The organism is Campylobacter sp. IFREMER_LSEM_CL2127, from assembly GCF_025771745.1.
Lineage (GTDB): Bacteria > Campylobacterota > Campylobacteria > Campylobacterales > Campylobacteraceae > Campylobacter_D.
The window spans coordinates 182,235-196,165 of the sequence record NZ_JAKMQV010000001.1; the positions used below are offsets into that span (position 1 = coordinate 182,235).

At 29.2% G+C, this 13,931-nt stretch carries 15 protein-coding genes; 10 read left to right on the forward strand and 5 right to left on the reverse strand.

Annotated elements, in window-relative coordinates; all coding sequences use genetic code 11:
* Positions 1-4: 4 nt before the first annotated feature.
* A complete protein-coding gene (locus L8V77_RS00925) occupies positions 5-1,114 on the reverse strand; it encodes a DUF4268 domain-containing protein (RefSeq protein WP_263706258.1) in 1,110 nt (369 codons plus the stop codon).
* A gap of 107 nt (positions 1,115-1,221) precedes the next feature.
* On the opposite strand from L8V77_RS00925, the gene L8V77_RS00930 reads away from it, so the two are divergent.
* Genes L8V77_RS00930 through mnmH form a run of 7 tightly spaced genes read left to right on the forward strand, consistent with a single transcriptional unit; the run spans position 1,222 to position 6,475 of the window.
* A complete protein-coding gene (locus L8V77_RS00930) occupies positions 1,222-2,166 on the forward strand; it encodes an NAD(P)-binding domain-containing protein (RefSeq protein ID WP_263706260.1) in 945 nt (314 codons plus the stop codon).
* Positions 2,160-2,852 (forward strand): tRNA1(Val) (adenine(37)-N6)-methyltransferase, encoded by a 693-nt coding sequence (locus tag L8V77_RS00935; RefSeq protein ID WP_263706261.1) that lies wholly within the window; start codon positions 2,160-2,162, stop codon positions 2,850-2,852. Before L8V77_RS00930 ends, L8V77_RS00935 begins: the two co-directional genes overlap by 7 nt.
* Complete coding sequence (locus tag L8V77_RS00940; RefSeq protein WP_263674548.1) at positions 2,842-3,213, forward strand: YkgJ family cysteine cluster protein; 372 nt, start codon at positions 2,842-2,844, stop codon at positions 3,211-3,213. The genes L8V77_RS00935 and L8V77_RS00940 overlap by 11 nt, the downstream gene beginning before the upstream one ends.
* A complete protein-coding gene (locus L8V77_RS00945) occupies positions 3,189-4,424 on the forward strand; it encodes a tetratricopeptide repeat protein (RefSeq protein WP_263706263.1) in 1,236 nt (411 codons plus the stop codon). Before L8V77_RS00940 ends, L8V77_RS00945 begins: the two co-directional genes overlap by 25 nt.
* On the forward strand, positions 4,409-5,011 hold the full coding sequence (locus tag L8V77_RS00950) for an indole-3-glycerol-phosphate synthase TrpC (RefSeq protein ID WP_263706264.1): 603 nt from the start codon (positions 4,409-4,411) through the stop codon (positions 5,009-5,011). Before L8V77_RS00945 ends, L8V77_RS00950 begins: the two co-directional genes overlap by 16 nt.
* Complete coding sequence (locus tag L8V77_RS00955; RefSeq protein WP_263706266.1) at positions 5,011-5,499, forward strand: HIT family protein; 489 nt, start codon at positions 5,011-5,013, stop codon at positions 5,497-5,499. The genes L8V77_RS00950 and L8V77_RS00955 overlap by 1 nt, the downstream gene beginning before the upstream one ends.
* Positions 5,492-6,475 carry a tRNA 2-selenouridine(34) synthase MnmH gene (gene mnmH / locus L8V77_RS00960; RefSeq protein ID WP_263706267.1) on the forward strand — a complete coding sequence of 328 codons (984 nt, stop codon included), beginning with the start codon at positions 5,492-5,494 and terminating at the stop codon, positions 6,473-6,475. The genes L8V77_RS00955 and mnmH overlap by 8 nt, the downstream gene beginning before the upstream one ends.
* Here the strand turns inward: mnmH and L8V77_RS00965 are convergent.
* Genes L8V77_RS00965 through L8V77_RS00975 form a run of 3 tightly spaced genes read right to left on the reverse strand, consistent with a single transcriptional unit; the run spans position 6,470 to position 9,901 of the window.
* Positions 6,470-7,990, reverse strand: coding sequence for an inorganic phosphate transporter (locus tag L8V77_RS00965; protein ID WP_039628409.1), 1,521 nt, complete (start codon positions 7,988-7,990; stop codon positions 6,470-6,472). The genes mnmH and L8V77_RS00965 overlap by 6 nt on opposite strands.
* Positions 7,991-8,036: 46 nt before the next feature.
* Entirely contained in the window at positions 8,037-9,137 is a 1,101-nt protein-coding gene (pdxA, locus tag L8V77_RS00970; protein ID WP_263706269.1) for a 4-hydroxythreonine-4-phosphate dehydrogenase, read from the reverse strand.
* Positions 9,134-9,901, reverse strand: coding sequence for a pyridoxine 5'-phosphate synthase (locus tag L8V77_RS00975; RefSeq protein ID WP_263706270.1), 768 nt, complete (start codon positions 9,899-9,901; stop codon positions 9,134-9,136). The genes pdxA and L8V77_RS00975 overlap by 4 nt, the downstream gene beginning before the upstream one ends.
* A 55-nt stretch (positions 9,902-9,956) precedes the next feature.
* On the opposite strand from L8V77_RS00975, the gene L8V77_RS00980 reads away from it, so the two are divergent.
* The 3 genes from L8V77_RS00980 to L8V77_RS00990 are packed head-to-tail and all read left to right on the forward strand — an operon-like array spanning position 9,957 to position 12,020.
* The gene (locus L8V77_RS00980; protein WP_263706272.1) at positions 9,957-10,916 is read left to right on the forward strand and encodes a Ppx/GppA family phosphatase; all 960 of its coding nucleotides are present in this window, start codon (positions 9,957-9,959) and stop codon (positions 10,914-10,916) included.
* A gap of 10 nt (positions 10,917-10,926) precedes the next feature.
* Complete coding sequence (locus tag L8V77_RS00985) at positions 10,927-11,370, forward strand: GatB/YqeY domain-containing protein (RefSeq protein WP_263667172.1); 444 nt, start codon at positions 10,927-10,929, stop codon at positions 11,368-11,370.
* The gene (locus L8V77_RS00990) at positions 11,367-12,020 is read left to right on the forward strand and encodes a DNA/RNA non-specific endonuclease (protein ID WP_263706277.1); all 654 of its coding nucleotides are present in this window, start codon (positions 11,367-11,369) and stop codon (positions 12,018-12,020) included. Before L8V77_RS00985 ends, L8V77_RS00990 begins: the two co-directional genes overlap by 4 nt.
* Positions 12,021-12,051: 31 nt before the next feature.
* On the opposite strand, the gene dnaK is transcribed toward L8V77_RS00990, so the two are convergent.
* A complete protein-coding gene (gene dnaK / locus L8V77_RS00995) occupies positions 12,052-13,914 on the reverse strand; it encodes a molecular chaperone DnaK (RefSeq protein WP_263706278.1) in 1,863 nt (620 codons plus the stop codon).
* Positions 13,915-13,931 lie beyond the last annotated feature (17 nt).

Below are 13,931 nucleotides of genomic sequence, written 5' to 3' on the forward strand. Positions count from 1 at the left end.
TGGCTTATTTTAATTCTAAATTAATCTTACGAATGATTTCTTTCATGCTTTTTTCTAATTTTTGCATATTTTGTATCATAAATTCTATAATCTCATCCCAATTTTCTTCATCATAAGAGTCAAATTCTTTTTCATATTTTATTCTACAAGCTCTTTTTTCTTCCAATCTTTCCCAAATCAATGTTTTTCCAAATTGATTTTCTATTTTTTCTTTATATTCTAAAAAACCATCAAAAATACATTCGTTTTTTTCTTTATCTTTACTATCTATATAAAGCTCAACTCTAGCACAATCTTTATTAAAAACAAAAGCATAATGGCAAAATCCCACTCCACTTCCTGTATTAATCCAATTGTCTTTTGATGGTTTAGTATTAGAAAATAGTTCAAATTTTTCTTCTTTAATTTTATTTAACAATTTATTCCAAAATTTAAATCTTATATTGTGTCTTTGTTTTTGAGAACTATTGATTAAATTTTGCTCTTGCTCTTTTTTTGCTAGTTTTACGATATATTCTTGTGCTTCTTTTATAGGTATTATTTGCTCTACATTTAAAAAATACTCTTGGTTAAATTCATAAGGTGTAACTCTAAAGCATTGTATAAACAAACCTTGATTAATAAGCCACAAAACCGCTGAAGTTACTTCCTTTCTAAAATTTGCCGCTACTAAAATAATGCGCTGATGTTGATTTTCTATTCTTATATCATCATAATTTTCTTCATCAACACCAAAAAATTCGCATAATTTTTTCTTGTAATTTTCATTTATTAAAAACCGTTGATAGATTTTTTCAATATCACTCTTGCTAAAAGTAGAACAATAAGAAGCATATTTAAGTGCTTGCCAAGTTACATCTTTTCCACTATCATCTCGTTTGTTTTCTATGATTACCAAATTGCCTTCTTTATCCAAAGCTAATAAATCCAATCTTTCATTAGTGCCATCAAAGTCTTGAAATTCTTTCTGTATAATAAGCAAATCCTCACCCAAACAACTAGGATTTTTTGCTATCCATTCTTGCAAATTGTTTCTTTCTGTAAATTTTAAATCTTTAAAACTTTTTTCTGGTAATTTTGTAATAGAATTTTCTATTTTATTTATTTTATACATAAGCTAGCCTTTTTTTAAATTTTATTAATGAATTTTACTAAAGTTTTTATATTTCATTATCATTTTTTTGATACATTTACACATTAAAAATATTAAAAAGGGAAATAATGAAAATTTTTGATATGGTAGTTATTGGTGCTGGCCCTGCAGGTATTGCAGCGGGAGTAGAAGCTAAAATAAAAAATAAAGAAGTTATTGTTTTAGAAAAAGCTGATGCGATTTGTCAAACCTTAGTAAAATTTTACAAAGAAGGTAAAAGAGTAGATAAAGCTTATAAAGGTTGTGATAGCACAAATCACGGGCATATAAATTTTGAAGATGGAACTAGAGAAAGTACGATAGAAACTTTCCAAAATGCTATCAAAGAGTATAATCTTGAAGTAAAGCTTTCTAGTGAAGTTGAAAGTGTTAAAAAAGATGGAGAAAATTTCATCGTTAGCACCGCAAATGAAAATTATATTTGCAAAAATGCAGTTATTGCCATAGGTAGAATGGGTAAACCAAATAAACCAAGCTATACTTTACCTATAACTTTAACAAAAATCATCAATTTTAATGCAAATTCAGCAAGCCAAGGTGAAAAAATCTTAGTTGTAGGTGGTGGAAATTCAGCAGCAGAATACGCTATAGATTTAACTAAAAATAATGATGTGACGCTTTGCTATAGAAGAGAAACTTTCTCAAGATTAAACGATATTAATCTTAGTGATATTCAAAAAGCTTTTGAACAAGGCAGTGTAAAAGCAAAACTTGGCATAGATATAACTAGCATTGAAGATGAAAGCGGTAAAGCTAAAGTAAATTTTACTAATGACACAAATGAAATTTATGATCGTATTATTTATGCTATTGGCGGTTCAACTCCACTTGATTTCTTACAAAAATGCTCTATAGAAGTTGATGAAAAAGGTGTGCCAAGCTTTGATGAAAATAAAGAAAGCAATGTAAAAGGATTATTCGTAGCAGGTGATATAGCGAGTAAAAATGGAGCTTCTATTGTAGTGGGTTTAAATGATTCATTTAAAATCTGCGATCATCTTTATAAATGCTAAAACTCTTTCAATACTCAAAAGGCTATCGTTATAATAATGATAGCCTTTTGCTTTTTGACTTTTTATCTAAAAATAATTTAAAAGGAAATATCCTTGATATAGGATGTGGTTGTGGAATTTTAGGACTTTTAATAAAGCAAAAATTTCCAAATTCAAATGTTTATCTACTAGATATCCAAGAGCAAAATATCAAACTAAGTTATAAAAATGCTAAAGAAAATAAACTTGAAATTCAAGGCATTTGTGAAGATTTTTTAAACTATAAAAGTGACATAAAATTTGATTTTTTGATCTCTAATCCTCCATTTTATAAAAAAAATACACAAAAAAGCCAAGATTTACATTTATGTATATCAAGATATCAAGAATTTATGCCACTTGAGAAAATGTTTGCTAAAATAAATACTTTAATCAAGCCAAATGGTAGTTTTTTTATGTGCTATGAGGCAAGTTTTTTAGATGAAATCTGCGCTTCTTTAAAACAATTTAAATTAAAACTAGTTTCACTTCAATGTGTTCATACTAATGCACAAACTAACGCAAGACTTGTTTTAATGTATATTAAAAAAAATAGCAAAAGTCCTTGCGCAATAATGCCTACACTTTTTATGTATGAAAATGATGTTTTAAATCCAAAAATTAGTGAAATTTATGAAAATACAGGAACTATAAGCTATGATGTGTGAAAAAGGTTTTGATTATTCTTTTGATGAAAGTGCTTGTGAAAAATGTGGTGGGAAGTGTTGCACTGGAGAAAGTGGGTATATCTATGCTAGCAAAGAAGAACTAGAAGCTATTGCTAGTTTTTTAAATTTAAACTTTGAAGCCTTTAAAGAACAATACCTCATCAAAGTTGGATTTAAATATAGCTTTAAAGAAGCAAAGTATGAAAATGGCTACCGTTGTATTTTTTTTGATACAATGTATAAAAAATGTTTAATTTACAAGCATAGACCAAAACAATGTAGAACTTTTCCATTTTGGGAGTATTTTAAAACACACAAAGAGGAGTTAAAAAAAGAATGTATAGGGGTTTGCTTTCACTAATTATAGTTTTTATCCTAACAAGCCTTGCTTTAGCCAAAGGTGAAGATAAAATCCTACAAGCACTTATTTATGAAGAGCATGGGCAATTTCAAAAAGCATGTGATATTTATACAAATTTATTTCATGAAAATAATGAAAGTATTTATTTGCAAAAGGCTTTACTTTTGGCTTTAAGTGCTAATTTAAAACAAAAAGATGAGCTTTTAAAAGCTTCTAAAGACTTTTTAGAACACACAGCTATTGCAAGATTAAATGCTTTATATTTTTTTGAAATAGGAGATTATAAACAAGCTGAAGCTATACTTTATAAACTCATTAAAGAAGAACAAGATTATAGAAATTATGAAATATTAGGCGATATTTTTGCCAAAAAAGCTTTATATACTAAAGCTTTAGAACAATACAATCTTGCTTATAAGCTTTTTGAGCATGAAAATTTATTACTTAAAATAGTTGAAATGAATATCAAAAATAAAAATATCAACCAAGCTAAAAGGGCCTTAGAAGAATTTGTAAAAAGTTCACAATGCACCCTTAAAACATGCACCCTACTTTTAAAAATTTACCAAGAACAAAAAGATCATAAAGCAAGTATTCAAACCCTTGAAAAGCTATATAAACTCAACAATGATATTAAATACATCTACGCTATGATAGAATTACTAGTACAAGAAAAAAATTATACTCAGGCTCTAAATTTAACCCAAAAATACAACATTGATCCTGATACCAAAATTTTCTTATACACACAAACAAAAGATTATAAAAAAGCCTATGAAATAGCTTTAAAACATTATGAACTTAGTAAAGATAAAAAATATCTTTCTATGGCAGGTGTTTTAGAATTTGAAATTCATATGGATCCTAAAAGTAAAAAAGTCACGGATCCAAAAATTCTAGCCTCTATCATGAAAAAATTTGAACAAAGCGTAGATGTGCGCAGTGATGCTTTATATCAAAACTACTATGGCTATGCTTTAATTGAATACGATATTGATATAGCCAAAGGTATAGAGCTAGTAGGCTGGGCACTTGAACAAGAACCACAAAATCTTTACTATCTAGACTCTTTAGCTTGGGGGTATTATAAACTTAAAAATTGCAAAAAGGCTTATGAAATTTTGCAAAAAACACTACATGATAAAGAATTTTCAAGCTCAGATGAAAGCAAAGAGCATTTAAAGGCTATCGAAAAATGTTTAAAACAATAGATTTAAAAAATCATTTTTCAAAAACACAAAAAATTCTTGAAAGCAAAAAAGAAATTTTTCCTTATGATATGTTAGGTAGAAGTCTAGCTTCTAATGCCTTTTATCCTAAAGATATTTATACACTTTTACTTGAAGGAAAACTTTCACATTTTTTATATTCTAAAGATTTAAATTTTGATCATGAAAATTTTGATGCCATCATCTTGCCAACAAGTCCTTTGCTTAATCAAGACATACAAAATTTAAGCCTTTTTAGGCGCTATCATGAAAAACCTATTGTGCAATTTGATTTTATTTTTGATGAATATCAAATTTTAGAAAGCTTAGTATATGGGGCTGATGCGTTTATTGTATTTCCTAAAATGCTAAAAACCATGCAACTAAAAAAACTTTATAATTTTGCAATACATCTTGGTTTAGAGGCCATTTTTTATCTTGAAAGCAAAAATGACCTTAATAATGCTATTTTAGCAGGAGCTAGAATTTTTTTATTAGAAGATGAAAAGCTATTACCTTTGATACCAAAAAATAAAGCTCTTATAAGTAAAAACATTAAAAATCTACATGCTTGCATAAAGGAGAGTTGATGGAGTATTTATACGCACCTTGGAGGGATGTTTATTTTAACAATAAAGATAAAAATTTTTGCCCTTTTTGTCATTGTAAGCATGAACCTAATGAAGATGAAAAACTTGGGGTGATTTTTAGAGCTAAAGAATGTTTTGGTATTATGAATAAGTACCCTTATAGTCCGGGTCATTTTATGATTATCCCTTATGAGCATTTAGAAAATATAGAAGATTTAAGTGATGATACATGGCTAGAAATTAGCCATTTTGTGCGTATTGGAGTTAAAATTTTAAAAGAAAACTTTCACGCTAAGGGTGTTAATATAGGTATGAATTTAGGCAGTGCAGCAGGAGCTGGCATAGCACCACATTGTCATTATCATTTAATCCCAAGATGGCAAGGCGATACAAATTTTATCACTACCATAGGACAAACTAGAGTTTGCGGGAGTGATTTAGAAAAAGTTTATACCACCTTATGCAAAGCTTTTAAAGACTATGTATAAAGAAGTTGATTTTGAAAATTTTTTAAAATTTAATTTTGATCTTTTAATTGACGCAAGAAGCCCTAAAGAATACAAACTTGCTCATATAAAATCTGCGCAAAATTACTACGCGCTCAATGATAATGAATTTGAAGAAATAGGCACACTTTATAAGAAAAATAAAGGCTTAGCTAAAGCAAAAGGTGTAAGTTATATTTGCAAAAATATGAGTGAGCATATTAATAAAATTTATCAAAATTATAAAATAGGCTCTTTGGTGGGAATTTATTGTGCAAGGGGTGGTAAAAGATCAAAAGCTATTGCTTTAGTTTTAGCTGAACTTGGTTATAGAGTTGTAAGATTAGAAGGTGGATATAAAGCTTATAGAAGCTATGTGAGTGAGTTTTTTAGAAAAGATTTAAATATTGAGTTTTTATGCCTTTGTGGTAATACAGCAAGTGGTAAAAGTGATTTAATCCAAACTTTAGATAATGCTTTAAATTTAGAAAAACTAGCCAACCACCAAGGATCTAGTTTTGGTAAAATTTATGGAGAACAACCAAGCCAAAAAGCCTTTGAAGATGAATTGTTTTATTTTTTAAAAGATTATACTTATAAAACTTGTTTTATAGAAGCTGAAAGCAGACAAATTGGAAATTTAACTATCCCGCTAAATTTATACAATAGCATGCAAAAAGCTAAGAAAATTTGGTGTGAGTGTGATATGAATTTACGCATTCAAAGAGTTTTAAAAAACTATACTCCAATGGATAAAAAAGTATTTTATCAATGTGTTGAAAAAATATCACCTTATATCAGCAAGGATTTTAAATTAAGACTTTGTCAAAATTATGAAGAAAATAATTTAGAACTTTGTGTAAAAATGCTTTTTGAATACTATGATAAAGTATATAAAAAACCTGCAAAAATTGATTATTTTATCAATAGTTCTAATTTAGATGAAGCTAAAAAACATCTTATGAGTTTAAACTCATAAGATTGTATTTACAAAGATAATAAAAATAATACTTGAAAGAATTCCAGCAACTGGTAAGGTAATCACCCATGCTAAACCAATAGGTTTCATCATAGCCCATTTAGCATCTTTATTAAACACTCCTATACCCAAAATAGCACCGATTAAAATATGGGTTGAGCTAACTGGAATTCCAAGTTGGGTAGCTAAAAGTATAACGATACTTGCGCCAAGTTCAGCACTAAAGCCTGTTGTTGGTTTAATTTCAGCAAGTTTTGAACCCACAGTTTGAATAACTTCTTTACCCAAAAACCAAAGTCCAATAACCAAAGCTATACCAAACATAAGCATTACAGCAAAAGGTACTGGCGAGCTAGGATTAATGGTGTTATTTTTAAGTACATCTAAAATAGCGGCAAATGGCCCAAGAGCATTAGCTATATCATTAGCTCCATGTGAAAAAGCAAAACTTGAAGCAGTAAAAATTTGAAACCATGAAAAAATCTTTTCTATGGTCTTATTAACCTGAGTTTTTTTCATCAACCTCACGACTGCTAAAGTAACAATATAAGCAAAAATAGAAATAATCGAAACTATCCATAAATTTTGCATTACATCTAAAGTAGAAACATTATTTAAACCCTTAAATAAAAACATAGAAGCAATAGTCAATGCACCTACACCTGCTATTAAAGGAACGTGAAATTTCATTCTTGAGAAAACATCTATGTTTTTTTCTTTTTCTTTTAATTCTTTGATTTTTAACTTATATTCACTTCTTTTTTCATCATCATCTAAAACAATAGCACTAAGTTCTTTGATTTGCTCTTCTTGGCTTTTGTTTTTTAAATTTTTAAAATATTCTTCTTTAAATGCTTTTTTTTCTTTTTTAATTTCTTTTACCACAAGAGTTATTTCTTCTGATGGCTTTAGGATTTTTTTATAAATATAAGCATAAATTAAATACGCCACAAGCCCACCAAGCAAAGGTGAAATAACCCAACTCATAGCTATTTTATAAATACCATTCCAATTTACCATAGATAATGCTTGATCTTGATCAAAAAATACAAAGCCCATAGCAATACTTGAACCTACAATACCTCCTATAATACTATGAGTAGTAGAAACTGGAAGTCCTTTTTTAGTCGCTACAAAAAGCCAAATTCCTGAACTTAACAAAGCTGAGAGCATTACACATACAAATACCATGGGATTAATTCCATCAGGTAAAACTACTATACCACTTCTTATAGTATTTGTTACTTCTCCTCCTGCAAATACAGCCCCGCTTAATTCAAATACCGCTGCAATAATCAAAGCTTGTTTTATAGTAACTGTTTTAGCACCAACGCTAGTGCCAAATGAATTTGCAACATCATTACCACCGACATTAAAGGCCATGAAAATACCAAATACACTAGCAAGGATAAATAATATCATGGAATTATTAGGAATATAATTATATCCCCAAACAAAAAAGCATAAAACACTCACAATAAAAATAAAAAATGCAATAGCATTATCTTTACTCAAGCATTCTCCTTAAGAATTTATTTTAATGAATTAATTTTAGTAACTTTTACTTAGTTTTTTCTTTGATTTTTAAAAATTGCAAAGCAGATTTCACTGCTTGCATATAACTTTGTAAATTAATTTTTTCATTTTTATAAGCCCTATCATAAGCTGTGCCATGATCAACGCTAGTACGAATTATAGGTAAATTTAAACTCACATTAATACTTTTTTCAAAATACAAAGCCTTTAAAGGTGCTAAGCCTACATCATGATACATACTCACTAAATACTTGCATTTACTTAACGCAAAAGGGGTAAAAGCGCTATCAGCCACCAAAGGCTCACTTAAATAAGTATTTTCCTTACAAGAAAGTTCTTTTTCTTTTTGACTTAAAAAATCTTCATTTTCTAAATTTTGCAAATTCAACGTGTAATCTTTTAAAAATACATTTGCCATTCTTATAGCTTTTTTTATTTCCTGCTCTTCTTCTCCGCCTATTACGCCATTATCACTTGCATGAGGGTTAAAACTTAAAACTCCAATTTTTTCAAATAAAGTGCATTGATAAAAATTAATTAAAAATTGCGCAAGTTTTAAAGCCTTAATCTCTTTAAAAACATCTCTTAAAGCCATATGTTCAGTATATAAAGCCACAAAAAGCTCATCACACCCTAACATCATAATAGCATTTTGTCTGAAAAAATCTCTTAGTGCCTCAGTATGACCTTTATAACTCACTCCCCCCATTTGCCAAGTCTTTTTATTAATCGGTAAAGTAACCAAAGCATCTAAAAACAAATGCGTGCAATAACTAGCTCCTTCAAAACTTAAAAAAGAATAAACCCCACTTTTAGCGTCTAAATTCGCAGGATTTAACTCAAAATCAAAATCAATAATTTTGCTAGCTTGATATGAAAACTCATAAATTAAAAAATTTTCTTTTTCTTCTTTAAAACTAAATTGTGGTTTTGAAGCATTAGAAATTTCAACTAAATTGATTTTAGATTTAGGATTTATTTTCAAAAGTTTATTTGCTTTTTGAAATAATTCATAATGCACAAAATAATAAGGCTCACAAATTTTTACTAGCTCATCATGACAAGCTAATAAAATTTGCATACCTATGCCATTTAAATCCCCTATGCTAATAGCAATTTTTTTCATCTTTTAATCAAAGCTTTCATTTGCAATATAGCTTTTTCTAAGCCCACAAAAACCGATCTTGCTACTATACTTTGGCCTATATTTAACTCTTCTATTTCTAAAATATCTACGATATTTTTTACATTTTTATAATTAAGCCCATGTCCAGCTGCCACTCTTAAATTTAAATCCTTAGCCAAACTTGCACTTTGTCTTAATCTTTGGAGTTCATTTTCTAAAAACTTTTTGAGTTCATTTTTACTTAAAATTAATTCAGGCAATGCATAAGAAGTTTGATTGATATTAGTATATAGTGCATTATAAATATTAGCATACAAACCTGTATGAAGCTCTATAAAATCAGTATTTAAAGAAGATGATTTTTTAATATCTTCTAAATTTGGATCAATAAATAAAGAAACTTCGATTTGCTCTTGCTTTAAAGCATTAATAGCTTCTTGTAGTTTTTCATTATCTAAATTTAAACCACCTTCTGTTGTAAGCTCTTGTCTTTTTTCAGGCACTAAAGTAACGCGCGAGGGTTTGTATTTTAAAGCATATTCTATCATATCAATAGAACATTCTAAATTCACTACACATTTGCAATATTTTAAGATATTTTCTAAATCAAACTCATTAGCATGGCGACGATCTTCTCTTACATGGATAGTGATTTGATCAGCTAAATTTGCACTCAAAAAAGCAGCCTCAAGCAAATCAGGATCATTTACTTTTCTAGCTTCTCTTAAAACTGCTATATGATCGATATTAACCCCTAAAAGCATAAGTTTTCCTTATAAGTTTTTTGCTATTATACTTTAAATTTTTTAAGGAGAGCTAGTGCTAGGTATTGATATGGGTTCAAATACATTAAGAGCTGTTTTAATGGATGAGAATTTTAATAAATTAAAAAGCGAAGAATTTATCATAGGCGCAGCTAAAAATATGCAAAATGACACCATTAGCGATGAAGCCATAGAAAGAATTTTTAACGCTTTAAAAATCTTAAAAGAAAAAAACTATGATTTAAGTCAAGCCAAAGCAGTCGCCACAGCTGCTTTTAGAAAAGCAAAAAATACTGAGTTTATTTTTGAAAAAATTCAAAAAGAATTTAAACTTGATATAAAATTAATCGATGCAAAAACCGAAGCAAAACTAAGCATTTTAGGTATGCAAGAGCGTCTTAAAACTCTTAAACTTTTTAGAAAAGACTTAAACTATTGTGATTTGGGTGGTGCTTCTTGTGAAATTTCAAATGATAAGTTTAGTAAAAGTTATGATTTTGGAATTATTAGTTTTTATGAAAGAATGCATTTTAAAGCTATAAAACCAAGTGCTTATGTAAGATTTTTTAAAAAATACCCGCAAAATCTTGCACGCATTAAAGATGAAAAATTAAAAATTCATCTAAGCCCCTACCCTGCACATTTAAAGCAGCTTGTCTTAAAAGCTTTTAATCTTAGTAAAGATATAAAATTAAAAGGAAATTTTTTCATACTAAATTCAGGAGTACCTACCACACTTTGTGCTTATAAACAAAACATAAAATACAAAGATTACCTAGAAGAAAGTGTTAATGGTAAAATACTCAAACGCAAAGATTTTTTTGATTTTGCATTAAAAATTTGGAATTTAGAACAAGAAAAAGCTAAAATTTATCTTGGAGAAAATAGAAAAAAATACCTCATAGCAGGCTCAATGATACTTTTTGCTTTATTTAATAAGCAAAAGCTCATTGTGATTGATGATGGTGTTAGAGAAGGTGTGTGTATAGCACATTTTAAAAATATCAAATTTTAAAGGAGAAAAAATGAGTTTAAAAGATCAAATTTTAGAAGACATTAAAGAAGCTATGCGTAATAAAGATGATTTTAAAAGAAACACTTTAAGAACGCTTAATGCTAGCTTTAAACAAATAGAAGTTGATGAGAGAATTACGCTTAGTGATGAAAGAATATACAAAATCATTGCAAGTGAGATTAAAAAACGAAATGAAGCAGCTTTGGCTTTTTCTAAAGGCTCTAGAGAAGATTTAGCACAAAAAGAACTCCAAGAAGTAGCTATTTTAAGTGCTTATTTACCAAAACAACTTAGCGATGAGGAATTAGAAAGTGAGCTAAAAAAACTTATAGATAAATTACAAATTAGCTCTTTAAAAGAACAAGGTATTTTGATGAAAGAAGCTAAAGCAGCTTTTGGCGCAAGCGTTGATGGTAAAAGACTTAATGAAATGGTAAGAAAGCTTTTAGCATGAAAAAAGTTTTAACACTTTGTGCCTTAGCTTTAAGTTCTTTTGCTTATACCCAATATGAGTTACATCCTAGCTTTAAGCCGTATTTTAAAGACTGCTCTTTATTGATGGATAAGTATTATTATATCAATTGTTATGATTATAATTATAAAGGCACTAAGGCAATTGCTTATAAACTAGAAGCTAAAATTTTAAATCAAGGGCACATCAAAAAACGCCCAAGATTTCAAGAAGATACCAATATACCTAAAAAATACAGAACTTATTGGGAGGATTATCTAAGAAGTGGCTATACAAGAGGGCATGTCGTGCCAAATCAATCCATGAATGCAACCCCACAAGCCCAACTTAGCACTTTTTTAATGAGCAATATCACTCCGCAAAAAAAAGATATCAATGCAGAAATTTGGAATGAAATCGAACAAAGAGAAAGATATTTAGCAAAGAAAAATAAAGAATTAGAAGTCTTAAATTTAGTACTTTATGATGATAAGCCAAAACGCATTAAAAACAACATAGCCATTCCTAGTTTTTATATCAAAATTCTTAAGGCTAAAAATTTCAGTGAATGTTATAAAGTGCCAAATAATGATAATTTTGCAAGATTTGATAGAAATTATTTTAAGGAAGATTGCAAAAAATATATTGATTAAACTAGAAGCAACAAGGCTTCTAGTTTAGTTTTTACTCAACTTCAGCATCGATTACATCATCGTCTTTTTTCTTTTGAGCGTTTGGTTCTTCTTTTTTGTACATATTTTCTGCTAATTTATGAGAAACTTCGCTTAAAGCTTTCATTTTACCTTCGATTTCTTCTTTAGAAGCATTAGCATTTTTCAATGTCTCTTTTAACTCATCTAAGGCTTTTTGGATATTTACTTTATCATCATCACCTACTTTATCTCCAAGCTCACTTAAAGATTTTTCTACTTGATGCACTAAGCTATCAGCAGCATTTCTAGCTTCTACTGCTTCTTTGCGTTTTCTATCTTCTTCTTTGTGAAGCTCTGCATCTTTTACCATATTATTGATTTCTTCTTCACTTAATCCGCTTGAACCTGTGATTTTAATCTCTTGAGCTTTACCTGTAGCTTTATCTTTTGCACTAACTGTTAAAATACCATTTGCATCAATATCAAAAGTTACTTCAATTTGTGGCATACCGCGAGGTGCTGGTGGAATTCCTTCAAGATTGAAATTTCCTAAAGATTTATTATCACGGCTAAATTCTCTCTCACCTTGTAAAACATTGATAGTAACCGCGCTTTGATTATCTTCGGCAGTTGAGAAAACTTGCTCTTTTTTAGTTGGTATAGTTGTACCTTTTTCGATGATTTTAGTCATCACACCACCTAAAGTTTCAATACCTAAAGAAAGCGGAGTAACATCAAGCAATAATACATCTTTAACATCACCTTTAATAACCGCACCTTGAATCGCCGCACCTATTGCAACAACTTCATCAGGATTTACTGATTTATTAAGCTCTTTTCCAAAGGCTTTTTTAACTTCTTCTTGTACCAGTGGAACACGAGTAGAACCACCCACCATAACGATTTCTTTTACTTCACTTTTATCAAGTCCTGCATCTTTTACTACTTCGTTAATCTTACTAATAGTTTCAGCAACTAAACCATCAATCATACTTTCAAATTTAGCTCTTGTTAGAGTTTTAGTTAAGTGTTTTGGACCACTTGCATCAGCTGTGATAAATGGTAAATTAATATTAGTTTCATTAGCTGAACTTAATTCTTTTTTAGCATTTTCAGCTGCTTCTTTTAATCTCTGTAAAGCCATTACATCGTTTTTAAGATCAATACCTGTTTCATCTTTAAACTCATTTGCTAAAAAGTCGATTAATTTATTATCAAAATCATCACCGCCTAAAAATGCATTACCGCCAGTTGCTAAAACTTCTACAACATTATCACCTGTTTCAAGCACAGTAACATCAAATGTACCACCACCTAAATCATAAACTACAATTTTTTCACTTTCTTTTTTATCAAGTCCGTAAGCCAAAGCTGCTGCAGTTGGTTCATTAATAATTCTTAACACATTCAATCCTGCAATTTGTCCTGCTTCTTTTGTAGCTTTTCTTTGCGCATCATTAAAATACGCAGGAACAGTAATAACCGCATCTTCTACTTTTTCACCCAAGAAAGCCTCTGCATCTTCTTTTAATTTCATTAAAACTTTTGCTGAAATTTCTTGTGGAGTATAAATTTTACCTGCTATTTCAATCGCACAAGCTCCATTTCTTTCTGTGATATGGTAAGGTAAGCGATTTTTAGCTTCTTTTGCTGCTTCTTCATTGATCATCAAACCCATAATTCTTTTTATAGAATAAATAGTTTTTTCAGGATTAGTCACAGCTTGACGCTTAGCGCTATCTCCAACCAAAACTTCTCCCTTATCTGTAAAAGCAACTACCGAAGGAGTAGTGTTTTTACCTTCTTTATTTGGGATAACTTTACTCTCACCTCTTTCATATACACTCACACAAGAATTTGTTGTACCCAAATCTATACCTATAACTTTTGCCATTTTTTATCCTTTTTATT

Excerpts from the sequence above, each read along its gene's own strand:
- L8V77_RS00940 (WP_263674548.1), top strand. The coding sequence starts at position 2,842 with ATGATGTGTGAAAAAGGTTTTGATTATTCTTTTGATGAAAGTGCTTGT.
- dnaK (WP_263706278.1), bottom strand. The coding sequence starts at position 13,914 with ATGGCAAAAGTTATAGGTATAGATTTGGGTACAACAAATTCTTGTGTG.
- L8V77_RS00935 (WP_263706261.1), top strand. The coding sequence starts at position 2,160 with ATGCTAAAACTCTTTCAATACTCAAAAGGCTATCGTTATAATAATGAT.
- L8V77_RS00930 (WP_263706260.1), top strand. The coding sequence starts at position 1,222 with ATGAAAATTTTTGATATGGTAGTTATTGGTGCTGGCCCTGCAGGTATT.
- L8V77_RS00955 (WP_263706266.1), top strand. The coding sequence starts at position 5,011 with ATGGAGTATTTATACGCACCTTGGAGGGATGTTTATTTTAACAATAAA.
- L8V77_RS00985 (WP_263667172.1), top strand. The coding sequence starts at position 10,927 with ATGAGTTTAAAAGATCAAATTTTAGAAGACATTAAAGAAGCTATGCGT.
- L8V77_RS00945 (WP_263706263.1), top strand. The coding sequence starts at position 3,189 with ATGTATAGGGGTTTGCTTTCACTAATTATAGTTTTTATCCTAACAAGC.
- L8V77_RS00950 (WP_263706264.1), top strand. The coding sequence starts at position 4,409 with ATGTTTAAAACAATAGATTTAAAAAATCATTTTTCAAAAACACAAAAA.
- pdxA (WP_263706269.1), bottom strand. The coding sequence starts at position 9,137 with ATGAAAAAAATTGCTATTAGCATAGGGGATTTAAATGGCATAGGTATG.
- L8V77_RS00925 (WP_263706258.1), bottom strand. The coding sequence starts at position 1,114 with ATGTATAAAATAAATAAAATAGAAAATTCTATTACAAAATTACCAGAA.
- mnmH (WP_263706267.1), top strand. The coding sequence starts at position 5,492 with ATGTATAAAGAAGTTGATTTTGAAAATTTTTTAAAATTTAATTTTGAT.
- L8V77_RS00975 (WP_263706270.1), bottom strand. The coding sequence starts at position 9,901 with ATGCTTTTAGGGGTTAATATCGATCATATAGCAGTTTTAAGAGAAGCT.
- L8V77_RS00990 (WP_263706277.1), top strand. The coding sequence starts at position 11,367 with ATGAAAAAAGTTTTAACACTTTGTGCCTTAGCTTTAAGTTCTTTTGCT.